The organism is Isoptericola sp. NPDC057653 (assembly GCF_042799955.1).
Classification (GTDB): Bacteria; Actinomycetota; Actinomycetes; order Actinomycetales; family Cellulomonadaceae; genus Isoptericola.
In genome coordinates, this window is the sequence record NZ_JBHVHP010000001.1 from 1804528 (window position 1) to 1826299 (window position 21772).

The 21772-nt window shown below is 73.5% G+C and carries 17 protein-coding genes; 14 read left to right on the forward strand and 3 right to left on the reverse strand.

What is annotated here, in order from left to right; genetic code table 11:
* Positions 1–105 precede the first annotated feature (105 nt).
* The 9 genes from ACFU9A_RS08155 (at position 106) to ACFU9A_RS08195 (ending at position 11828) form a co-directional block, all read left to right on the forward strand.
* Positions 106–1677, forward strand: coding sequence for a sugar ABC transporter ATP-binding protein (locus ACFU9A_RS08155; RefSeq protein ID WP_430574727.1), 1572 nt, complete (start codon positions 106–108; stop codon positions 1675–1677).
* The gene (locus ACFU9A_RS08160) at positions 1677–2771 is read left to right on the forward strand and encodes an ABC transporter permease (protein ID WP_430574728.1); all 1095 of its coding nucleotides are present in this window, start codon (positions 1677–1679) and stop codon (positions 2769–2771) included. The genes ACFU9A_RS08155 and ACFU9A_RS08160 overlap by 1 nt, the downstream gene beginning before the upstream one ends.
* Entirely contained in the window at positions 2771–3793 is a 1023-nt protein-coding gene (yjfF, locus tag ACFU9A_RS08165) for a galactofuranose ABC transporter, permease protein YjfF (RefSeq protein ID WP_430574729.1), read from the forward strand. Before ACFU9A_RS08160 ends, yjfF begins: the two co-directional genes overlap by 1 nt.
* Before the next feature lie 69 nt (positions 3794–3862).
* Positions 3863–4879 carry a LacI family DNA-binding transcriptional regulator gene (locus ACFU9A_RS08170; RefSeq protein WP_430574730.1) on the forward strand — a complete coding sequence of 339 codons (1017 nt, stop codon included), beginning with the start codon at positions 3863–3865 and terminating at the stop codon, positions 4877–4879.
* A 198-nt stretch (positions 4880–5077) separates the two neighbouring features.
* A complete protein-coding gene (locus ACFU9A_RS08175) occupies positions 5078–6748 on the forward strand; it encodes a glycoside hydrolase family 13 protein (protein WP_430574731.1) in 1671 nt (556 codons plus the stop codon).
* A gap of 73 nt (positions 6749–6821) precedes the next feature.
* Complete coding sequence (locus ACFU9A_RS08180; RefSeq protein WP_430574732.1) at positions 6822–8216, forward strand: extracellular solute-binding protein; 1395 nt, start codon at positions 6822–6824, stop codon at positions 8214–8216.
* Positions 8217–8218: 2 nt separating this feature from the next.
* Positions 8219–9187: a carbohydrate ABC transporter permease gene (locus ACFU9A_RS08185; protein WP_430574733.1), complete on the forward strand. Its 969-nt coding sequence runs from the start codon at positions 8219–8221 to the stop codon at positions 9185–9187.
* Entirely contained in the window at positions 9184–10134 is a 951-nt protein-coding gene (locus ACFU9A_RS08190) for a carbohydrate ABC transporter permease (protein WP_430574734.1), read from the forward strand. Before ACFU9A_RS08185 ends, ACFU9A_RS08190 begins: the two co-directional genes overlap by 4 nt.
* Positions 10135–10265: 131 nt before the next feature.
* Positions 10266–11828 carry a hypothetical protein gene (locus ACFU9A_RS08195; protein ID WP_430574735.1) on the forward strand — a complete coding sequence of 521 codons (1563 nt, stop codon included), beginning with the start codon at positions 10266–10268 and terminating at the stop codon, positions 11826–11828.
* Positions 11829–11922: 94 nt separating this feature from the next.
* Here ACFU9A_RS08195 and ACFU9A_RS08200 read toward each other — a convergent pair whose 3' ends face one another.
* The gene (locus ACFU9A_RS08200; RefSeq protein ID WP_430574736.1) at positions 11923–13482 is read right to left on the reverse strand and encodes an alpha-N-arabinofuranosidase; all 1560 of its coding nucleotides are present in this window, start codon (positions 13480–13482) and stop codon (positions 11923–11925) included.
* Positions 13483–13607: 125 nt separating this feature from the next.
* Here ACFU9A_RS08200 and ACFU9A_RS08205 point away from each other — a divergent pair, with 125 nt between their 5' ends.
* The 5 genes from ACFU9A_RS08205 to ACFU9A_RS08225 are packed head-to-tail and all read left to right on the forward strand — an operon-like array spanning position 13608 to position 19867.
* Entirely contained in the window at positions 13608–14954 is a 1347-nt protein-coding gene (locus ACFU9A_RS08205) for an extracellular solute-binding protein (RefSeq protein ID WP_430574737.1), read from the forward strand.
* A complete protein-coding gene (locus ACFU9A_RS08210) occupies positions 14951–15901 on the forward strand; it encodes a carbohydrate ABC transporter permease (RefSeq protein WP_430574738.1) in 951 nt (316 codons plus the stop codon). The genes ACFU9A_RS08205 and ACFU9A_RS08210 overlap by 4 nt, the downstream gene beginning before the upstream one ends.
* 17 nt (positions 15902–15918) lie before the next feature.
* A complete protein-coding gene (locus ACFU9A_RS08215; protein WP_430574739.1) occupies positions 15919–16785 on the forward strand; it encodes a carbohydrate ABC transporter permease in 867 nt (288 codons plus the stop codon).
* 38 nt (positions 16786–16823) lie between these two features.
* Positions 16824–18773, forward strand: coding sequence for a glycoside hydrolase family 127 protein (locus ACFU9A_RS08220; RefSeq protein ID WP_430574740.1), 1950 nt, complete (start codon positions 16824–16826; stop codon positions 18771–18773).
* Between the two features lie 5 nt (positions 18774–18778).
* Positions 18779–19867 (forward strand): LacI family DNA-binding transcriptional regulator, encoded by a 1089-nt coding sequence (locus tag ACFU9A_RS08225; protein WP_430574741.1) that lies wholly within the window; start codon positions 18779–18781, stop codon positions 19865–19867.
* On the opposite strand, the gene ACFU9A_RS08230 is transcribed toward ACFU9A_RS08225, so the two are convergent.
* A complete protein-coding gene (locus ACFU9A_RS08230; protein ID WP_430574742.1) occupies positions 19851–21146 on the reverse strand; it encodes an MFS transporter in 1296 nt (431 codons plus the stop codon). The two genes, ACFU9A_RS08225 and ACFU9A_RS08230, sit on opposite strands and share 17 nt — an antisense overlap.
* The gene (locus ACFU9A_RS08235) at positions 21143–21766 is read right to left on the reverse strand and encodes an ArsR/SmtB family transcription factor (RefSeq protein ID WP_430574743.1); all 624 of its coding nucleotides are present in this window, start codon (positions 21764–21766) and stop codon (positions 21143–21145) included. Before ACFU9A_RS08235 ends, ACFU9A_RS08230 begins: the two co-directional genes overlap by 4 nt.
* Positions 21767–21772 lie beyond the last annotated feature (6 nt).

Below are 21772 nucleotides of genomic sequence, written 5' to 3' on the forward strand. Positions count from 1 at the left end.
GGCACCGACCACCGATACTGGCGGACGGAACCGCTCCACCGCGTCCCGCGGTGGGTGCGGTGCGGGTCCCGCACCGCACCCACCGCGCTCCACGGAAGGTCAACGATGACGCAATCGGACGCCGGCCCCGCCGGCAGCGCTCGGGGCGACGTCCCCGAGGAGGCGCGCCCCGTCGTCGAGATGACCGGGATCTCCATCGAGTTCCCGGGCGTCAAGGCGCTCGACGGGGTCGACCTGCGACTCCTGCCCGGCGAGGTGCACGCCCTCATGGGGGAGAACGGCGCCGGGAAGTCCACGCTGATCAAGGCACTCACCGGTGTCTACGGCATCGACGCGGGCGAGATCCTCGTCGACGGCGCGCCGCACCGGTTCGCCGGCCCGGGCGAGGCCCAGGCCGCGGGCATCGCCACCGTGTACCAGGAGGTCAACCTCTGCGAGAACCTCACGGTGGCCGAGAACATCATGCTGGGCAACGAGCCGCGGCGGCTCGGCGCGATCGACTGGCCGGCCACCCGCCGCCGCGCCGCCGAGCACCTCGCCACGATGGGGCTCGACGTCGACCCTTCCTCGTCGCTGGGCGCGCACTCGATCGCCGTGCAGCAGCTCGTCGCGATCAGCCGCGCGATGGTGGTCGAGGCCAAGGTGCTCATCCTCGACGAGCCGACCTCCAGCCTCGACGCGGGCGAGGTGGCGCGCCTCTTCGCCGTGGTGCGGCGGCTGCGGGACCAGGGCGTCGCCATCCTGTTCGTGTCGCACTTCCTCGAGCAGGTCTTCGAGCTGTCCGACCGCATGACCGTGCTGCGCAACGGCGCGAAGGTGGGGGAGTACCGCACGGCCGATCTCAGCCGCACCGAGCTCGTCTCCCGCATGATCGGCCGCTCGATGGAGGTGCTCGAGGACCTGGAGGTGCGGACCGAGCACGCCGTCGACACCACGCGGGGCGCGCCCTTCGTCCAGGCCGTGGGTCTCGGCCGCCGGGGCTCCGTGCAGGCGTTCGACCTGGACGTGCACGAGGGCGAGGTCGTGGGCCTGGCGGGCCTGCTCGGCTCCGGGCGCACGGAGGTGGCCCGCCTGCTGGCCGGCGCCGACCGCGCCGACACCGGCACGCTGCGGATCAAGGGGGCGCTCGCGCGCCTGCGCACGCCGCGCGCCGCGATCTCGCGCCGGATCGCGTTCTCGTCCGAGGACCGCAAGGCCGAGGGCGTCGTCGGCGACCTCACCTTGCGGGAGAACATCGTGCTCGGCCTCCAGGCGGACCGCGGCTGGCTGCGGCCGCTGCCCGGCAAGCAGGTCGACGAGATCGTGCACCGGTACATCGACGCGCTGAACATCCGGCCCGCCAACCCGGACGCCCTCCTGCGCAACCTCTCGGGCGGCAACCAGCAGAAGGTGCTGCTGGCCCGGTGGCTGGCCACCGCGCCCGAGCTGTTCGTCCTCGACGAGCCGACCCGGGGGATCGACGTCGGCGCCAAGGCGGAGATCCAGCGCCTGGTGTCCGACCTCGCCGGGCGCGGCATGGCGGTGCTCTTCATCTCCGCCGAGCTCGAGGAGGTGGTGCGGCTCAGCCACCGCATCGCCGTCATGCGCGACCGGCAGAAGGTCGCCGAGCTGACCAACACGGGCGACGTCGGCGTCGACGACGTCGTCGAGCTCATCGCGAGCGGAGGAGACCGCTGATGCCCACGTCCCAGGCCGCCGACAGGATCGGCGCCGTCGTGCGCCACCGCCTGTTCTGGCCGGTGCTCGCCCTGGTTGTCCTGCTCGCGGTGAACACCGCCGTCCGGCCCGGCTTCCTGTCCGTGTCGATCCTCGACGGCCACCTCTTCGGCTCGCCGATCGACATCCTGCGCAACTGCGCGCCGCTCATGCTGGTGGCCCTCGGCATGTCGCTGGTGATCGCCACCCGTGGCATCGACCTGTCCGTCGGGGCGGTGGTCGCGATCTCGGGGGCCGTGGCCCTGACCTTCATCTCCGGCGCGGACGACCCCACCTCGACGGCCACCGTGCTGCTCGCGATCGGGCTCGCCCTCGCCCTCGGCCTGGTGCTCGGCGTGTGGAACGGGTTCCTCGTGTCGGTGCTCGGCATCCAGCCGATCATCGCCACGCTCATCCTCATGACCGCCGGCCGCGGCGTCGCGATGCTCATCACCCAGGGGCAGATCACCACGGTCACCAGCGCGCCGTTCAAGACGCTGGGCGCCGGGTTCTGGCTCGGGCTGCCGGTCGCCACCCTGGTGGCGTTCGGCGTCTTCGCGCTCGTCGCGCTGCTCGTGCGGCGCACCGCCCTGGGCATGCTCGTCGAGTCGGTGGGCATCAACCCGGCCGCGAGCCGGCTCGCGGGCGTGCGGGCGCGGACCATCGTCTGGACCGTCTTCGCGCTGTCGGGCCTCTTCTCCGCCCTGGCCGGCCTCATCCTGGCCTCGAACGTCATGGCGGCGGACGCCAACAACGCCGGCCTGTTCATCGAGCTGGACGCGATCCTCGCCGTCGTGATCGGCGGCACCTCGCTGGCCGGTGGCAAGTTCTCCCTCTCCGGCACGTTCGTCGGCGTGCTCATCATCGCGACGCTGTCGCTCACGGTGACGAACGTCGGCATCTCCCCGCTGGTGACGCCGCTGTTCAAGGCGCTCGTGGTCGCCGCGGTCACGCTGCTGCAGTCGCCGGTGATGCGGCGCAAGCTCTCCGAACGCACCCGACGGCGCGGCAGGACGGCGCCCGTCGCGCCGTCCGACAAGCCCGCGGACGTCTCCACGGACAAGGTGGTGGCCTGATGACGACCCTCGCATCCTCGCGCCGCGGGGCGCCATCCCCGGACCGTGTGCCGGCCGTCGGCCGCCGCCTGCGCCTCGACCGGCGCTACCTGCCCGTGGTCGGCACCCTCGTGGTGTTCGTGCTGCTGCTGGTGGTGGGCGGCGCCCGGTACGACAACTTCCTGTCCGTCGGCGTCCTCGCGAACCTGTTCATCAACAACGCGTTCCTCATCGTGCTGGCGGTCGGGATGACGTTCGTCATCCTCACGGGCGGCATCGACCTCTCGGTGGGCTCCGTGCTCGCGCTGTCCGGCGTCACCGCGGCCTACCTGCTGCGGGCGGGGGTCCCGGCGGGGGTCGTGATCCCGCTGGTCGTGCTGATCGGCTCCCTGATCGGCCTGCTCGTCGGCGCCATGGTGCACGTGTTCGAGGTGCAGCCGTTCATCGCCACCCTCGCCGCGATGTTCTTCGCGCGCGGGCTGTGCTTCCTCATCGCGCCCGAGTCGATCCCCATCGACGACGAGACGTTCGTGGCGCTCGCCTCGTGGGACACGTGGGCGGGCGGCCAGTGGCGCGTCACGTCCAGCGTCGTGATCGCGCTGGTCGTCGTGGCGGTGGCGTTCTACCTGCTGCACTACACGCAGTTCGGCCGCACCGTCTACGCCATCGGCGGCGGCGAGCAGTCCGCGCGGCTCATGGGCCTGCCCGTGGCGCGCACCAAGGTGCTCGTCTACGTCGTGAGCGGCACCTGCGCCGGCCTCGGCGGCCTGCTGTTCGCGATGTTCTCCCGGTCGGGCTACTCCCTGACCGGCGTCGGGATGGAGCTCGACGCCATCGCGGCCGTCGTGATCGGCGGCACGCTGCTGACCGGCGGCACCGGGTTCGTGCTCGGCTCGGTGCTCGGCGTCCTCGTGCTCGGCCTCATCCAGACGATCATCACCTTCGAGGGCACCCTCAGCTCCTGGTGGACCAAGATCGTCATCGGCGCGCTGCTGCTGGTCTTCGTGGTCCTGCAGCGGCTCCTCGCCCTGCGGCGCTCCTAGCGCCCGGCACGTCCCGCAAGGAGCGCAAGTCACGCAAGCGGCTTGCGTGGTCGCGTGTACAGTCGAGGCATGTCGAGACGACTGGCCGACGTGGCCGCGAAGGTGGGGGTCAGCGAGGCGACGGTCAGCCGGGTGCTCAACGGCAAGCCCGGGGTGTCGCAGGCGACGCGGGACGCCGTGCTCACCGCGCTGGACGTGCTGGGCTACGAGCGGCCCACCAAGCTGCGCGGCGACCGGCCCCGGCTGGTCGGGCTGGTGCTGCCCGAGCTGGCCAACCCGATCTTCCCCGCGTTCGCGGAGGTGGTGGGCGGCGCGCTCGCCCAGCAGGGCTTCACGCCCGTGCTGTGCACCCGCACCGCGGGCGGCATCTCCGAGGCCGAGTACATCGACCTCCTGCTGGGCCAGCAGGTCTCGGGCGTCATCTTCGCCGGGGGCTTCTACGCCGAGCGCGACGCGGACCACGCCCACTACGAGCGGCTGCAGGCGCTGAGCCTGCCCGTCGTGCTCATCAACGCCTCCATCGAGAGCCTCGACTTCCCGCACGTGTCGTGCGACGACCTGGTCGCGACGCACCAGGCGCTCGAGCACCTGGTGTCCATGGGGCACACCCGGATCGGCCTGCTGCTGGGCCCGAGCGACCACGTGCCCTCCGAGCGCAAGCTCGCCGCCGCCCGCGCCTTCGCGCAGCGGCACGGCGTCGAGCTCCCCGACGAGCTGGTGGTGCACAGCCAGTACTCGCTGGAGAGCGGCCAGGCCTCCACGGGCCGCCTGCTCGACGCCGGCGCGACGGCGATCCTGTGCGCGTCCGACCCGCTCGCGCTCGGCGCGGTGCGTGCCGTGCGCCGCGCCGGGCTCGAGGTGCCGCGCGACGTCTCGGTGGTCGGCTACGACGACTCCGCCCTGATGAACTCCACCGACCCGGCCCTGACCACGGTCCGGCAGCCGATCGACGCGATGGGGCGCGCCGCCGTGGACATCCTCGCGAGCATGATCGCCGGCGCCTCGGTGTCGCGCGACGAGCTGCTGTTCGAGCCGGAGCTCGTCGTGCGGCGCTCGACGGCGGCCGCCCCGCGCGCCGGGGGCTGACCGACCCCCCTCCTCCCTCACCACCACCGCGCCACGGCCGGTCGGGCCGCCTTCGCCGCCCGGCCGGCCGTTCGCGTGCGCGGGAGTTTCTGCGCGCCGATGGTCGCGGTTTGATAACAGCCCTGTCGAGTTCTTGCGTGGTCTACGTCGCCTGGTTACTGTCCTGCTCATCGACGACGACGTGGAAGGGGCTCATCGGTGAGCACGGGGTACGAGGCCGAGTGGTGGCGCAGCGCGGTGATCTATCAGGTCTACCCGCGCTCGTTCGCCGACGGGAACGGCGACGGCACGGGGGACCTGGCGGGGGTGCGCAGCCGCCTCGGGTACCTGCGGGACCTGGGCGTCGACGCGATCTGGTTCACCCCCTGGTACGTGTCGCCGCTCGCGGACGGCGGGTACGACGTGGCCGACTACCGCGCGATCGACCCGCAGTTCGGCACCCTCGCCGAGGCGGAGGCGCTCATCGCGGAGGCCCGCGAGCTCGGCATCCGCACGATCGTCGACGTCGTGCCCAACCACGTCTCGGACGAGCACCCGTGGTTCCGCGCGGCGCTCGCCGCCGGGCCCGGCTCGCCCGAGCGCGAGCGGTTCTGGTTCCGGCCCGGGCGCGGGGAGGGCGGCGCCGAGCTGCCCACGCGCTGGGTCTCGGACTTCCAGGGCACCACCTGGACCCGCACGACGAACCCGGACGGCACCCCCGGCGAGTGGTACCTGCACCTCTTCGCCCCCTCCCAGCCGGACCTCAACTGGGACCACCCGGACGTGCGGCGCGAGCACGAGGAGATCCTGCGGTTCTGGTTCGACCGGGGCGCCGCCGGCATCCGCATCGACTCCGCCGCCCTGCTGGTCAAGGACCCGGAGCTGCCCGAGGTGCCGGAGCACCCGGGCCCGGGGGAGCACCCGCACGTGGACCGCGACGCGCTGCACGACGTCTATCGCTCCTGGCGGGCCGTCGCGGACTCGTACGACGAGCCGCGCGTCCTCGTGGGGGAGGTGTGGCTGCCGGACACGGCCCGGTTCACCCGGTTCCTGCGCCCGGACGAGATGCACACGGCGTTCAACTTCGACTTCATGGCCCGCCCGTGGGACGCGAAGGCCCTGCGCGAGTCGGTCACGACGACCCTCGACGCGCACGCCCCGGTCGGCGCCCCGGCCACGTGGGTGCTGTCCAACCACGACGTCACCCGCCCGGTGACGCGGTACGGGCGTCAGGACTCGTCGTTCGCGTTCACGGCGAAGCGGTTCGGCACCCCGACCGACCTCGTCACGGGCCTGCGCCGGGCGCGCGCCGCGGCCCTGCTCGTCGCGGCCCTGCCCGGGGCGCTGTACGTCTACCAGGGCGACGAGCTGGGGCTGCCCGAGGTCGAGGACCTGCCGCTCGACGTCATCCAGGACCCGATGCACGACCGGTCCGGCGGGGTCGACCCCGGCCGCGACGGCTGCCGCGTGCCGCTGCCGTGGACGCGCGCGGGCAGCGCGTTCGGCTTCGGGCCCGACGGCGGGTCCGCGCCCTGGCTGCCGCAGCCGGCGTCGTGGGGCGACCTGTCCGTCGAGGCCCAGGACGGCGACCCGGCGTCGACGCTCTCCCTGTACCGCCGCACGCTCGCGGCCCGCCGCGCCGAGCCGGCCCTGCACGGCGGCGCGTTCCGTTGGCTCGACGCCGTGGGCGAGGCCGCCGTCGGCGACGACGTCCTCGCGTTCGCCCGGGGTGACGGCGCCGCGAGGGACGACGCGCTGGTGTGCGTCGTGAACCTCGGCCCCGAGCCGGTCGCGCTGCCCGGCGGCGCCCGGGTCCTGCTGCACAGCGGCGACCCCCGCGAGGCCCTCGACCAGGTCCCCACCGACGTCGCCGTCTGGTTCCGACCGTGAGCCCGGCGCCCGACCAGTCCGTCCCGACCCCAGCCAGCAGCACCACCCGCGGTTCCACCGACAAGGAGTGACGATGAAGTCCACACGAAAGCCGGCCGCCCTCATCCTGGTCGGCGCGCTCACGACGGGGGCGCTCGCCGCGTGCTCCGGCGGGGGCGACCCGAAGGACGAGAGCACCAACTCGGCGGGGCAGGTCACCCTCTCGGTGGTCTCCCTGCTGCCCGGGTCCACGGAGGAGGCGGTCGCCGCCTTCGAGGACCAGGTCGCGGAGTTCGAGAAGGCGAACCCCGACATCGACGTCCAGCCCGAGGAGTACGAGTGGAAGGCGACGACGTTCGCCGCCCAGCTCGCCGGCGGCACGCTGCCCGACGTCTTCGAGATCCCGTTCACCGACGCGCAGGGTCTGGTGGAGAACGGCCAGCTCGCCGACATGGACACCCAGTTCCGGGCGCTGCCGTACGCGGACCAGTTCAACCCGACGATCCTCGAGGCGGGGACCGGCGAGGACGGGCACGTCTACGCGATCCCCGCGAAGAACGCCTACCCGGTCGCGCTGCACTACAACCGGGAGCTGTTCGAGTCCGCGGGGCTGGACCCCGACAGCCCGCCGACCACGTGGGACGAGGTGCGTGCCGACGCGAAGAAGATCGCGGACGCCAACCCCGGCGTCGCCGGCTACGCCACCATGACGCAGAACAACACGGGCGGGTGGCAGCTCACCGCCCAGACCGTGGCGCGCGGCGGCCGCACCGTCGAGGTCGACGGCGACCAGAAGGCGACCGCGACCCTCGACAACGCGGGCACCAAGGAGACGCTCCAGTTCCTCCACGACCTGCGGTGGGAGGACAACTCCATGGGCGGCAACTTCCTGCTCGACTGGGGGAGCATCAACCAGGAGTTCGCCGCCGGCCAGGTGGGCATGTTCACCTCGGGCTCCGACATCTACACCTCCCTGGTGCAGACCAACGCCGTCGACCCGGACACCTACGGCCTCGCGCCGATCCCGCTGTCCGACGCGCCGGAGGCCGCCACGCTCACCGGCGGCACCCTCGCGGGCGTGCCGGCAGGCGTCGACGACGCCGTCAAGGACGCCGCGATCAAGTGGATCGACTTCTTCTACCTCAACAAGCTGGTGGACGAGGACCGCGCCGTCGCCGACGCCGAGACCCTTGCCAAGAACGACCAGCCCGTGGGCACGCCCGTCCTGCCGATGTTCTCCCAGGAGCAGTACGAGCAGAACCAGAAGTGGATCGCGGACTACGTCAACGTGCCGCTCGACCAGATGACGGCGTTCACCGACGCGATGTTCGACCTGCCGCTGGCGGGCGAGCCCTCGCAGAAGACGCAGGAGGTCTACGCGCTGCTCGACCCGATCGTGCAGGCCGTCCTCACCGACAAGGACGCCGACATCGACGCCCTGCTCGCCGACGCGGACACGCAGGCCCAGGCGCTGCTCGACCAGGGCTGACCGTGACCGTCACCACCTCCTCTCCTCGCGGCGACCTCGCCGCACCCGCGCGGGCGGCCGGTACCGGCCGCCCGCGCCGGGGCCCCGCGAGCTGGCTCCGCGGCGGCGGGCTGCACAGCCTCGTCTTCCTGCTGCCGCTGCTGCTGATCTTCGGGGTCTTCTCCTGGTTCCCGATCGTGCGGGCCGTGATCATGAGCGTCCAGGAGACGAACCTCGTCACCGACCCGACGTTCGTGGGGCTCGACAACTTCCGGCACGTCCTGGCCGACCCGCTGCTGTGGAAGGCCGTCAAGAACACGCTGTACTTCGCGTTCCTCGCGCTGCTGTTCGGGTACCCCGTGCCCCTGATCGCCGCCGTGCTCATGCGCGAGGTGCGGCGCGGGCGGGGGCTGTACTCCGCGCTCGCGTACCTGCCGGTCGTGGTGCCGCCCGTCGTCGCCGTCCTGCTGTGGAAGTTCTTCTACAAGGGCGGGCCCACCGGCGTGTTCAACACGGTCCTCGGCTGGGTGGGCCTCGGCCCGTACCCGTGGCTGCAGGACGCGTCGTGGGCGATGCCGTCGCTCGTGCTCGCGGCCACCTGGGCGGGCGCGGGCGGCACCGTGATCATCTACCTCGCAGCCCTCACGAGCGTGCCCGCCGAGCTGTACGACGCGTCCGAGGTGGACGGCGCCGGCCTGTGGCGCAAGATCTGGCACGTCACGCTGCCGCAGCTGCGCGGGGTCCTGTTCATCACGCTGATCCTGCAGGTCATCGGCACCGCGCAGGTGTTCCTCGAGCCCTACCTGTTCACCGGCGGCGGGCCGAACAACGCCACCGTCACCGTGCTCCTGCTCATCTACCGGTACGCGTTCCAGAACAGCCTGGGCGGCGACTACGGCGCCGCGACGGCGCTGTCGCTCATGCTCGCCGGCGTCCTCGCCGTCTTCTCGGTCCTCTACTTCCGGCTCACGCGGTCCTGGAGCACGTCATGACCCTCACCACCACCGAGCGGCCCCGCCCGGCGCGCGCCGCGCGCCGTCGCGCCGCCACCTCGTCCGACGACGGCGACCGCGGCGCGCTGTCCGGGCCCGACTGGCGCCGCCCGTCGGTCCGGTGGGGGATGGGCGGCACGCACGTGCTGCTGCTCGTGCTGCTCGTCGTCGTGGGCCTCGGCCCGATGCTGCTCCTGGCGAAGTTCGCGGTCACGCCCACACAGGACATCCTCCGCACGCCGATGGCGGTCTTCCCGCACGGCATCGCGTGGGAGAACCTCGAGCGCGCGTGGAACGACGTGCAGATCAGCCGCTACTTCATGAACACCGTGTGGCTGGCCGTCGGGTCGTGGTTCGTGCAGATCGTGGTCGCCACGACGGGCGGGTACGCGCTGTCGGTGCTGCGCCCGCGCTACGGCCGCGTCGTGCAGGCGCTCGTGCTGTCCACGATGTTCGTGCCCGCCGTCGTGCTCCTCGTGCCGCTGTACCTGACGATCCTCGACCCGCCGCTGCTGGGCCGCTCGCTCGTCGACAGCTTCTGGGCCGTGTGGCTCCCGGCCGGCGCCAGCGCGTTCAACGTGCTGCTGGTGCAGCGCTTCTTCGACTCGCTGCCGCGGGAGGTCTTCGAGGCGGCGCGCGTCGACGGCGCCGGCCCGTACCGGCTGTTCTGGTCCGTGGTGCTGCCCATGTCCAAGCCCATCCTCGGCGTCGTCTCCGTGTTCGCGGTGATCGCGTCGTGGAAGGACTTCCTCTGGCCGCTGCTCGTGCTCAAGGACCCGGCGATCCAGCCGCTGTCCGTGCGCCTGCCCGCCATCGAGGCGTCGACCGACCTGGGCGTCTTCCTCGCGTCGCTCGCCATCGCGACCGTGCTGCCGGTGGCGATGTTCCTCGGCTTCCAGCGGCTGTTCCTGCGCGGCGCCGGGCTCGGGGGAGCGGTCAAGGGGTAGCCCCGGGCCTCGGACGGACGGCGGGCGGCGGATTCATCCGCCGTCCGTCGTTGACGCCAGGATCGTCCGAATGCTGATATATGCGTAGATCTGATATATGCGCAGATCAGCGACAGCCCGGAGGAAACGACGTGACCCAGCACGACCAGACGACCGACACCCCGGGCCCCGCCCGGACCACGGTGCGCTACCGCGGTCGGCACCTGCCGATGGTCGCGGTCGTCGTCGCCGCGACCATCGCCACCGCCCTGGCCTACAGCGGCATGGTGCTCTTCGGCCTCGAGGTGGCCGGCATGTCGGCGGCCGAGGCCTACGCCCTGGCCGGCTTCCTCGAGGTCTCCCTCGTGGCCGTCGCCCTCATGGCGCGCAACGCCGCCCTCGAGGGCCGCCCGTACGGCGTGCTCCTCACCCTGACCTGGATCCTGTCGGGCACGTCCGGCATGTTCGCGGCCCTGCACGAGATCGCCGTGCCCGACGCGAGCACGCCGTACATGGTCGCGTTCCGGTTCGTGCCGCCGCTGGTCGCCGCCCTCATGTGGCACCTCGCCCTGGTGGGCGAGCGGCACCTGGTCACCGGGCACACCCTCGACGAGCGGCGTCGCGAGCACCGGGTGCACCAGTACGTCACCGCGCTCGAGGTGTGGCGCGACGCGCGGCTCGACAGCACCGGCAACCATGCGGGCATGCGCAAGGTGCGTGTCGCGCACCGCCACCAGCGCGCGGCCCGCGACGCCGCCCTGAAGCTGCTCACCGTCGAGGACTTCGAGCGGCGCATGCAGGTCTGGGTGGAGCGGCTCGAGGCCGCCGAGCGGCACGGGAACCGGCTCGACCTCATCGGCGCCAGCTCCGTCGAGCGCGGCATCAGCCGCGGGTCCGCCGGCGGGTCGGGGGCGGCGCTCGCGGCCGCCCCCGCGGTCCCGTCGCTGGCCACCCTCGCCGCCGCGGCGCAGGGGACCGCGGTGACCGCGTCGCCGCAGCAGCCCGGCCAGGTGCCGGTCGTGACCCGGGGCTCGGCGGACGCGACCTCGGTGGACGCGACCTCGGTGGACGAGGCCGCCGCGGACGCGACCTTCGCCGACGAGTTCCAGGCGGCGCTCACGGGCGCGATCCCGACCGTCGAGGGCGGCGGGCCCCGCGCCGCGGGCGCGGACGAGGTCGCCGTCGAGGCCTGGTTCGACGACCCGCGCGAGGACCTGGGTCACGACCCCGCGGACGACCCCGCGGACGACCCCGCGGACGACGCCGCGGGCGACCTGGCGGACGGCCCGGCCGATGTCCCGGCGGACGCCGGGGACACCGGCGACGACGCCGCGGAGCCTGCGGGCGTCGACATCGACGCGGAGGCCGGGCTGCCGGGCACGCGCGAGCCGCTGCCGGAGACGGGGCACACCCGCCGGGTCGAGGTGTTCGACCTGCTGCGTGAGTCCGACCCGGCGCTGGGGGGCGCGCTCGCCCAGCGGTCCGCGTTCCTCACGTCGCACGGGACGTCCGAGGACGGCGCCGACGGCGCGCTGCTGACGGCCGAGCGCGAGACGCAGCCGGGGTCCGAGGCCGACGACGCGCCCGCGACGGACCGCGACCGCCGCATCGTCGAGCTGGCCGGTGACGGGCTGACGCACCGCGAGATCGCCGAGCAGGTCGACGTGTCGCGCGCGACCGTGGGCCGCGTCATGAAGCGGTACGCCCCGGCCTGACGCTCCCCGCGACGCCGAACAGGCGGTTGCTCCCGTATTCCGGGCCTGAACGGCCGGAATGCGGGAGCAACCGCCTGTTCGGCGGTCGGGCGGGTCAGGCGCGGGCGAACGTCCCCGCGAAGGCGGTCCACGACTCGGGCGCCAGGCGCACGCGCGTGGTGCCGGTGCCGGACGGCGCGGCCACGGCGGCGACGTCGACGGCGGACCAGCACGCCTCGGTGACCTTGGCGGCGTGCTCCGGGCCCTCGACGGCGGGCTCGTGGTCCGCGACCATCTGCCAGCCCTCGGCGATCCCGAGCGCCGCGCCGACGTGCGCCAGCTCGACCTCGACCACGCGGTCCGACCGGTTGGTGAGGAACAGCCCGAGCGCGCCGTCGTCGTCCACGGTCGCGGCGGCGGTGACCTGCGGCGCGGCGCCGTGGCGGGCCGTGTCGTAGGACGGGGCGTCCACGCGGACGTCGAGCGCGGTGCCGCGCGCCAGGCGCGACGTCGTCGCGAACGGGTGGAACGTGGGCTGGCGCCACGCGTCGCCGCCGGGCGCGGTCATGATCGGCGCGATGACGTTGACGAGCTGCGCGAGGCAGGCCACCGGCACCCGGTCGGCGTGGTTGAGCAGGGTGACCAGGAGGTCGCCGACGACGACGGCGTCGAGCCCGGAGTAGACGTCCTCGATGATGCGCGGGGCGTCGCGCTGGATCGGCAGGTTGGCCTCGCCCGGGAAGCGGGTCTCGAGGTACCAGACGTTCCACTCGTCGAAGCTGATGGTGATCTTCTTGTCGCTGCGACGCTCGGCGCCGACGGCGTCGGCGGAGGCGACGACGCGGTCGATGAAGCGGTCCATCGCGGTGCCCGACGCGAGGAACGACGCGCGGTCGCCGCCGACCTCCTCGTAGTAGGCGTGCATGGAGACGTGGTCGACCAGGTCGTAGGTGTACGACAGGACGGTGCGCTCCCACTCGCCGAACGTGGGCATCTGCATCGAGGACGAGCCGCACACGACCAGCGAGATCGCGGGGTCGACGAGCTTCATGGCCTTGCCGGCCTCGGCGGCGAGCTTGCCGTACTCGTGGGCGTCCTTGTGGCCGATCTGCCAGGGGCCGTCCATCTCGTTGCCGAGGCACCAGAGCTTCACGCCGTAGGGCTCGGCGCGGCCGTTGGCGATGCGCAGGTCGGCCCAGCGGGTGCCGGCCTCGCCGTTGCAGTACTCGACCAGGGCGGCCGCGGCGTCGACGCCGCGGGTGCCGAGGTTGACGGCCATCATCGGCTCGACCCCCTCGCGCTCGGCCCACTGCAGGAACTCGTCGGTGCCGACCAGGTTGGGCTCGACGGTGCGCCACGCGAGGTCGAGGAACGGCTTGCGCTGCTCCACGGGGCCGACGGCGTCCTCCCACACGTAGTTGGACACGAAGTTGCCGCCGGGGTAGCGCACCATCGGCACGCCCAGCTCGTGGACCAGGTCGGCGACGTCGCGGCGGAAGCCGTGGGGGTCGGCGGCGGGGTGACCGGGCTCGTAGATGCCGGTGTAGACCGCGCGGCCGAGGTGCTCGACAAACGAGCCGAAGAGGCGGCGGTCCACGGTGCCGCGGCGGAAGTCGGGGTGCAGGGTGACCCGGGCGTGGGGGGAGGTGCTCAGGTCGGTGCGGGGATCGGGCATGGGTCTCACGTTCCTCGTCGAAGTGTCGATGACGCATGTACAACGATGTAGAGTCAACCACGGTCGCCAGGGACGGCACCAGTGGGCCAGGAGGTTCTGGCCCGACGACTCGAGGAGGAATCGGCATGCGCAGGAGCCTGCGACGTGCGGCGGGGGCCGCCGCCGTCGGGCTGGTCGGCCTGACGCTCGCGGCGTGCGCGCCGGGAGGCGGGGGCACGTCCGCCGGCACGAGCTGCACCAACGAGATCACCCGGCCCGACGCCACCCGCGTCACCCTGTGGGCCTGGTACCCGGCCGTGGAGCAGCTGGTCGACAAGTTCAACGCCGAGCACGACGACGTCCAGGTCTGCTGGACCAACGCCGGCCAGGGCGCCGACGAGTACGGCAAGTTCTCCACCGCCCTCGAGGCGGGCACGGGCGCGCCCGACGTCATCCAGCTCGAGTCCGAGATCCTGCCGACCTACACGATCCTCGACGGGCTCACGGACCTGGCGCCTTACGGCGCCGGCGACCTCCGGGACGAGTTCCCGGCGGGCGCCTGGGCCGACGTGTCCGACGGCGACGCCGTGCACGCGATCCCGGTCGACGGCGGCCCGGTGGGCATGCTCTACCGCGCCGACATCTTCGAGAGGTACGGCGTGGAGCCGCCCACCACCTGGGACGAGTTCGCCCGGGCGGCGCAGGACCTGCGCGACGCGGGCTACGACGGCTACATCACGAACTACGCGACCAACGGCGGCGCGTTCAACTACGCGCTGTTCGCCCAGGCCGGCTGGGCGCCGTTCGAGTACGACAGCGCACGGCCCGCGCAGATCGGCATCGACGTCGACACCCCCGAGGCGCGCAAGGTCCTGTCCTACTGGGAGGACCTGATCGGTCGCGGCCTCGTCTCCTCCGACGACGCGTTCACCAGCGACTACAACACCAGCCTCGTCGACGGCACCTACGCCGTGTACATCGCCGCCGCGTGGGGACCCGGCTATCTCGAGGGCCTGTCGGACGCCGACTCGGGCGCCGAGTGGCGGGCCGCGCCGCTGCCGCAGTGGGACCCGGCGCACCCGGTGCAGGTGAACCAGGGCGGGTCCGCGCTCGCGGTCACCTCCCAGGCCACCGACCCCGCGGCCGCCGCGCAGGTCGCGATGGAGATGTTCGACGACGAGGCGACCTGGACGATCGGCGTCGAGGACGCGGGCCTGTTCCCGCTGTGGCGCCTGGCCCTGGAGGCCGACTGGTTCGTGGACCGGCGGTACCCGTTCTTCGGCGGCCAGCAGGTCAACCGCGACGTCTTCCTCGACGCGGCCGCCGGGTACCCGGGCTTCACGTTCAGCCCGTTCCAGGTCTACGCCTACGACCGCCAGACCCAGGCCCTCTACGACATGGTCGAGGGCGACGGGGACGCCGCGCAGGCGCTGGCCACCATCCAGGACAGCCTCGTCCGCTACGCCGAGCAGCAGGGATTCACGGTCCGATGACGCGCACCGACACGCCCCCGGTCACCCCCCGCAGGACCCGCGCCGCGGCGTCGACCTCCGCCGGCCTCGACACGAGGCGGCAGTGGTGGGGGTGGCTGTTCCTCGCCCCGTTCACGGTGGTCTTCGTGCTGTTCCTGCTGGTGCCGCTGGCGTACGCGTTCTGGCTCAGCCTGCACACCAAGGGCATCGCCACCGGCGGCGAGAGCGTCTTCACGGGCGTGGCGAACTACGTGCGCGTGTTCACGGACGCCGACTTCCTGTCGGGCATGGCGCGGGTCGGGAAGTTCGTGCTCGTCATGGTGCCGGTCCAGATCCTGCTGGCCCTGCTGATCGCCCTCGTGCTCGACACCCTGGCGACGCGGCTGTCGAAGGCGTCCCGCCTGCTCGTCTTCGTGCCGTACGCGATCCCCGCGGTCATCGGCGCGCTCATGTGGGGCTTCCTCTACAGCCCGCGGTTCGGGCCCGCCACCGACCTCTTCGGCCTGTTCGGCCTGTCGGCGCCGGACTTCCTCAGCCGCGACCTCGTGTTCGCCTCGCTGGTCAACATCGTGACCTGGCAGTGGGTGGGCTACTACATGATCATCATCTACGCGGCGCTGCGGGCCGTGGACCCGACCGTGTACGAGGCCGCCCGGCTCGACGGCGCGAGCGCGCGCCAGATCGCGCTGCGGATCAAGGTGCCCATGATCAGCTCGTCGGTCGTGATGATCGTGGTCTTCGCCCTCATCGGCACGCTGCAGTTCTTCACCGAGCCCACGGTGCTGCGCTCGGTCGCGCAGGGCGCGATCCCCACCACGTACACCCCGAACATGTACGCGTACTCGATGGCGTTCTCCTACAGCCAGTTCAACTACGCGTCCACGATCGCGTTCGCGCTGGGGATCCTCGTGTTCATCGGGTCGTACGTCTTCCTGTACGCCACCCGCAAGCAGAGCGGACTGAAGTGATGACGAGGTCGACGACCGTGCCGACGACGACCGGGCGGCCGCCGCGCCGCATCGGCTCCCACGTGTTCCTGCTGCTGGCGGCCCTCTACTTCGTGGTGCCCCTGTGGTGGCTCGTGGTGGGCTCCACCAAGTCCAACAGCGGCCTGTTCGTGGGCTCCGGCGGCGCGCTGTGGTTCAACGACGAGTTCGCCCTCGGCGACAACCTGCGCCAGCTCTTCAGCTACTCCGGCGGCATCTACTGGACGTGGCTGCGCAACTCGTTCGTGTACGCGTTCTCGGGCGGCATCGGATCGACGGTGCTCGCGGTCCTCGCCGGGTACGCGCTCGCCAAGTACCGCTTCCGCGGCCGCAACCTGTACTTCTCGATGCTGCTGGGCTCGGTCATGGTGCCGCTCACGGCGCTGACGATCCCCACGTTCGTGCTCCTCAGCAAGCTCGGCATGATCAACACGATGTGGGCGGTCATCCTGCCGTCGCTGCTGAGCCCCATCGGCGTCTACCTCGTGCGGGTGTACGCCGTGGACGCGATCCCGGACGAGATGCTCGACGCCGGCCGGGTGGACGGGGCGGGGGAGCTGCGGCTCTTCTTCCGCGTCGCGCTGCCGCTGCTGCGGCCGGCCGTCGTGACGGTGCTGCTGCTCACCACCGTGGCCACGTGGAACAACTTCTTCCTGCCGCTCGCGGTGCTGCGTGACCCGCAGCTGCTGCCGGTGACCGTCGGGATCAACCAGTGGCAGGCGCTCTCGAACGCGGGCGCCGGCGGCGAGCAGGTGTGGAACCTCGTGGTCACGGGCGCGCTCGTGTCGATCGTGCCGCTGGTCGCCGCGTTCGTCGGCCTGCAGCGGTACTGGCAGGGCGGCCTCTCGCTCGGGGCGATCAAGTGAGCGCGGCGACGGCGGGAGGGCCCCGCGGCGTCGGGCCGGTGGGCGGCCCTCTGCCTGCCGCGCGCACGCGGCCGCTGCCCGCGGGAGCGGTGCGGCTGGCGCCCACCGGGCACCTCGGCGCGTGGCAGGAGCGCAACGCCGCGGCGACGGTCCCGCACTGCCTCGACGCCCTGGAGACCTCCGGCGCGCTGGACAACCTGCGCCGCCTGCTCGACCCGGCCGACCCGGAGCACCACGACGGGCCGTACCGCGGCTTCAACTTCGCCGACTCGGACGTGCACAAGACGCTCGAGGCGGTCGCGTGGGAGTCCGCCCGGGCCGGCGAGCCGCGGCACGAGGACGCCGTGCGGCGCGTCGTCGACCTGCTGCGCCGGGCGCAGGCGCCGTCGGGCTACCTCGACTCGCACGTGCTCGGCGGGGCGGCCCCCTCCACCGAGCCGTACGCCGACCTGCGCTGGGGCCACGAGCTGTACGTGCTGGGGCACCTGGTGCAGGCGGGCGTGGCCCGGGCCCGCGCGACCGGCGAGGACGACCTGCTCGACGTCGCGATGGGCTGGGCGGACGACGTCGTCGCGCGCCTGGCGGCGGGGGAGGACCTGGTCTGCGGCCACCCCGAGGTGGAGTCGGCACTGGTGGAGCTGTACCGCGAGACCGGCGACCCGGCCTACCGCGACGCCGCGCGCCGGATGGTCGACCTGCGCGGCCGCGGTCGCCTGGGCTCCGGCCCGTTCGAGCCGGCGTACCACCAGGACGCCACGCCCGTGCTCGACGCCGCCGAGGTGGCCGGGCACGCGGTGCGCCAGCTCTACCTGCTGGCCGGCGTGACGGACCTGTACCTGGAGACCGGCGAGCGCGGCCTGCTCGACGCCGCCGTCCGCCTCTGGGACGACGCGCACGGGCGGCGCACCTACGTCACCGGCGGCATGGGGTCGCGGCACAAGGACGAGTCGTTCGGCGACCCGTACGAGCTGCCGCCGGACCGCGCGTACGCCGAGTCGTGCGCGGGCGTCGCGAGCGTCCTGTGGGACTGGCGGATGCTGCTGGCGACGGGGGAGTCGCGGTACGCGGACGCCCTGGAGCACGCGCTGTACAACGTGGTCGCAGCCGCGGCGGCCACCGACGGCACGGCGTTCTTCTACTCGAACCCGCTGCAGGTGCGCGACGGGCACGACGGCGCCGACGAGTACCAGGCCTCCGGCCGCCGCGGCTGGTTCGCGTGCGCCTGCTGCCCGCCCAACCTGGCCCGCCTGGTCGCGACGCTGCACACGATGGTCGCCACCGCCGGCGACGACGGCTCCCTGGCCGTGCACCTGTTCGCGGACGCGGACCTCGCGGTGCCGGGCCCCGGAGGGGCGGACGTGCGGTTCGCGCTGCGGACCGGGTACCCGTGGGACGGCGACGTGCTCCTGACGGCCGACGCCCGGTCGCCGGTGCCGCTGGCGCTGCGCCTGCCGGGCTGGGCCGGCGTGGCGGGCGCCCGCCTGGAGGTGGACGGCGTCACGGTCGACGTCGCGGCGGCCCGCGACGAGCGCGGTTACCTGCGGGTGCCGGCGGGTGCCACCCGCGTGCGGCTCGTGCTGCCGATGGCGCCCCGCGTGCTGCGCGCGCACCCGCGCGTGGACGCGGTGCGCGGCTGCGTCGCGCTCGCCCGCGGCCCGGTGGTGCACTGCCTGGAGCAGGTGGACCACCCCGGCGTCGTCCTCGACGACGTCGAGCTCGACCTCGCCGGCGGCGTCCGCGTCGGCCCGGCCGACGACGCGTTCGGCGTGGGCGCGACGCTCCTCGCCGCCGGCCGCGCGCGCCCGACCGCGGGCCTCCCGCTGTACGCGGCGGAGCCGGGCGGCGCCGCGCCCGACGAGGGGGTGGCCGTGGCCGTGCGGGCGGTGCCCTACGCTGTGTGGGGCAATCGAGGAGAGGGTCCGATGCGCGTCTGGATCCCGGTCGCGGCGCCCCCGCGGCCCGGTGACCGACGACGGTCGGGGAGGTGAGCGGCATGCGCGTGACCATGCACGACGTGGCACAGCGCGCGGGCGTGTCGATCAAGACGGTGTCGAACGTCGTCAACGGCTACCCGCACATCCGGCCCGAGACGCGCGAGCGGGTCGAGGAGGCCATCGAGGCCCTCGGCTACCGCCTCAACACCACCGCCCGGAACCTGCGCACGCAGCGCACGGACATGATCACCCTCGCGGTGCCGGAGCTGCGGCTGCCGTACTTCGCGGAGCTCGCGGACTCGGTGATCCGCGCCGCGGAGGAGCAGGGCCTCACGGTCCTCATCGAGCAGACCGGCTCCGTGCGCGAGCGCGAGGTCGAGCTGCTCGACGGCCGTCGCCGGCACCTCACGGACGGGGTGATCTTCTCCCCGCTGGCGCTCGGCCAGGACGACGTCGACCTGTTCTCCGTGGACTTCCCGCTCGTGGTGCTCGGCGAGCGCGTGTTCGACGCGGCCGCGGACCACGTGACGATGAACAACGTGGCCGCGGCCCGGGCCGCCACCCTGCACCTCGCGTCGCTCGGGCGGCGCCGGATCGCCGTCGTGGGCGCGCACGAGGGCGAGCTCGTCGGCTCGGCCGCACTGCGCACCGAGGGCTACCGTCAGGGGCTCGCGGCCGCGGGCCTGCCGTACGACCCGGCGCTCGTGAGCGAGGCGGGGCTGTGGCACCGCTCCACCGGCTCGGAGTCGATGGGCCGCCTGCTCGACTCCGGCGTGGAGATCGACGCGGTCTTCGCGCTCAACGACGCGATGGCGCTGGGCGCCCTGCACGCGCTGCACGCCCGCGACGTCGACGTGCCGGGCGACGTCGCCCTGGTGGGCTTCGACGACGTCGACGACGTGCGCTACTCGGTGCCGACGATCAGCTCGGTGGACCCGGGCCGGGAGCAGATCGCCCGCACGGCGGTGGACCTCCTGGTGGAGCGGATCGCCGGCGGCGGCGACCGGCCGTTCCGGCGCGTCATCCCCGACTCCCGCGTGGTGGGCCGCGAGTCCACCGGCGACGCCCGCGAGGGCGAGGAGAAGGTGGTCGCGGTGCAGCCCGGCGGCAACGAGGAGATCGTCGTGGCGGTCAGCGCGACGGCGTGAGGTCCCGCGGCCCGGGCAGCTCGCGCGGCCCTGGCATCTCCCGCAGGCCGCGCAGCGGGCTGCGGAGCGCGCACAGGCACGCCGCGCAGTGCACGGCCGCCATGAGCAGCACGGTCTCCCGCACGCCGAGCAGCTCGCCCAGGGCGCCCGCGGCGAGGCCGGCGAGCGGCATCGTGCCGTAGTTGACGAACTGGCTCGTCGTCACGACGCGGCCCATGAGCGGCTGCGGCACGTAGCGCTGCCGCCACGCGCCGCGCACCACGTTGCCCGCCACGACGGCGAGGCCGACCAGGAACAGCCCGGCCACGGTCCAGGCCACCCGTGCGCCCTCGCCGCCGAGGCCGACGAGGAGCGCGGGCGGGCCGCCGGCGACCAGCAGCAGCACCGTGGCGCGGGCGCTGCCGAGGCGCCGGCTGAGGCGTGTCGCCACGGCGGCGCCGAGCAGGCCGCCGCACGCGCCGACGGTCATGACGGCGCCCAGGGCGGAGGGGCCGAGGCCGACGGTCTGCACCAGGAACAGGACGAGCAGCGCCGTGTACCCCGTGAGCCCGAAGTTGGAGACCCCGCCCACGACGACGAACCAGCGCAGGTAGCGGTCGGACGCCACGAACGCGACGCCCTCGCGGATGCGGACCCGCAGCGGCGCCGAGGGAAGCCGCTCGGGCTGCCGCACCGGTCGTGTGCGCCAGAGGCAGAGCGCCGAGACGACGAAGCTCGCGGCGTCCAGGGCGAGGCCCGCGGCGGCGCCGAACGCCTGGGCCATCGCGCCCCCGACTCCGGGGCCCGCGACCTGCATGCCCGACTCGGTGCCGAACAGGCGGGCGTTCGCGGCCTCGAGCTGCTCGTCGGGCACGACCTGGGGGAGGAAGACGGTGTAGGCGGTGCGGAAGAACACCGTGCTCACGCCCGCGGCGAGCGCGGCGCCGACCAGGTGCGGCAGGGTCAGCGCGTCGAGCGCGGCCGCCGCGGGGACGCTGCCGATCGCGACGGCGGCGACGAGGTCGGCCACGATCATCACGGCGCGGGCCGGGAGCCGGTCGACCCAGGCGCCCGCGGGCAGCCCCACGACGAGCCAGGGCAGCCACGCGGCCGCCGTGAGCAGGCCGACGGTCGCGGCCCCGGCGTCGAGCTCGAGCACCGCGACGAGGGGGAGCAGCACCGACGTCGTGGCGTTGCCCAGCACGCTGACGCCCTCGCCGACCCAGAGCCGGCGGAAGCCCGGGTTGCGGGTGAGCGGGACGGCGGGCGGCGCGGCCACCCGCCCCGTGGCGGCGGTCATGGCTGGGCGGGGAACCCGCGGCCGAAGACGAGCACGGGCTCGCGCTCGACGCCGTCGTCCGGGCGCGGGCGGTCCGCCCAGCGCACGAGCACGGCCGTGATCTCGTCGCCGAGCTCGGCGAGCTCGGCGGGGGACAGGTGCAGCCACGTCTCGGTGGAGAAGGCGGCCCGGTCCCACTCGGGGGCGGACTCGGCGTTCGCGACCCAGCCCCGCACGCGGTCGACCTGGCGCTGGAGGTTGAGCGCCTCGGCGGCCTGCGCTGCGGTGACGGCGGCGGTGTCCTCGGCGAAGTCCTGGCGCGACCAGCGCAGGCGCGGCGCGACGAGGCGCCACCAGCGCTCCCGCCGGTTCCGGGCGAGCTCGGGCGCCTCGGCCACGAGGCCCGCCTCGTGCAGCACCTTGAGGTGATGGCTGGCGCTGCCGACGGCCTGGCCGGTGCGGCGGGCGAGGGCGGACGCGGTGGAGGGCCCGTCGACCTTGAGCGCGTCCATGAGGCGCGCCCGGTAGGGGTTGGCGAGGGCGGCGAGCGCCTTGGCCTCGGTGACGGTGCGGGCCGGGGCCGGCGGCTCCGTCGCGTCGTCGCGGCGGGGGTCCTCGGGCGAGGTCGGTGGCTGCGTCATCCCGCC

What these genes read in the sequence shown, in the direction of transcription:
- ACFU9A_RS08155 (WP_430574727.1), top strand. Translation starts at nt 106, where the DNA reads ATGACGCAATCGGACGCCGGCCCCGCCGGCAGCGCTCGGGGCGACGTC.
- ACFU9A_RS08160 (WP_430574728.1), top strand. Translation starts at nt 1,677, where the DNA reads ATGCCCACGTCCCAGGCCGCCGACAGGATCGGCGCCGTCGTGCGCCAC.
- yjfF (WP_430574729.1), top strand. Translation starts at nt 2,771, where the DNA reads ATGACGACCCTCGCATCCTCGCGCCGCGGGGCGCCATCCCCGGACCGT.
- ACFU9A_RS08170 (WP_430574730.1), top strand. Translation starts at nt 3,863, where the DNA reads ATGTCGAGACGACTGGCCGACGTGGCCGCGAAGGTGGGGGTCAGCGAG.
- ACFU9A_RS08180 (WP_430574732.1), top strand. Translation starts at nt 6,822, where the DNA reads ATGAAGTCCACACGAAAGCCGGCCGCCCTCATCCTGGTCGGCGCGCTC.
- ACFU9A_RS08190 (WP_430574734.1), top strand. Translation starts at nt 9,184, where the DNA reads ATGACCCTCACCACCACCGAGCGGCCCCGCCCGGCGCGCGCCGCGCGC.
- ACFU9A_RS08200 (WP_430574736.1), bottom strand. Translation starts at nt 13,482, where the DNA reads ATGCCCGATCCCCGCACCGACCTGAGCACCTCCCCCCACGCCCGGGTC.
- ACFU9A_RS08205 (WP_430574737.1), top strand. Translation starts at nt 13,608, where the DNA reads ATGCGCAGGAGCCTGCGACGTGCGGCGGGGGCCGCCGCCGTCGGGCTG.
- ACFU9A_RS08210 (WP_430574738.1), top strand. Translation starts at nt 14,951, where the DNA reads ATGACGCGCACCGACACGCCCCCGGTCACCCCCCGCAGGACCCGCGCC.
- ACFU9A_RS08225 (WP_430574741.1), top strand. Translation starts at nt 18,779, where the DNA reads ATGCGCGTGACCATGCACGACGTGGCACAGCGCGCGGGCGTGTCGATC.
- ACFU9A_RS08230 (WP_430574742.1), bottom strand. Translation starts at nt 21,146, where the DNA reads ATGACCGCCGCCACGGGGCGGGTGGCCGCGCCGCCCGCCGTCCCGCTC.
- ACFU9A_RS08235 (WP_430574743.1), bottom strand. Translation starts at nt 21,766, where the DNA reads ATGACGCAGCCACCGACCTCGCCCGAGGACCCCCGCCGCGACGACGCG.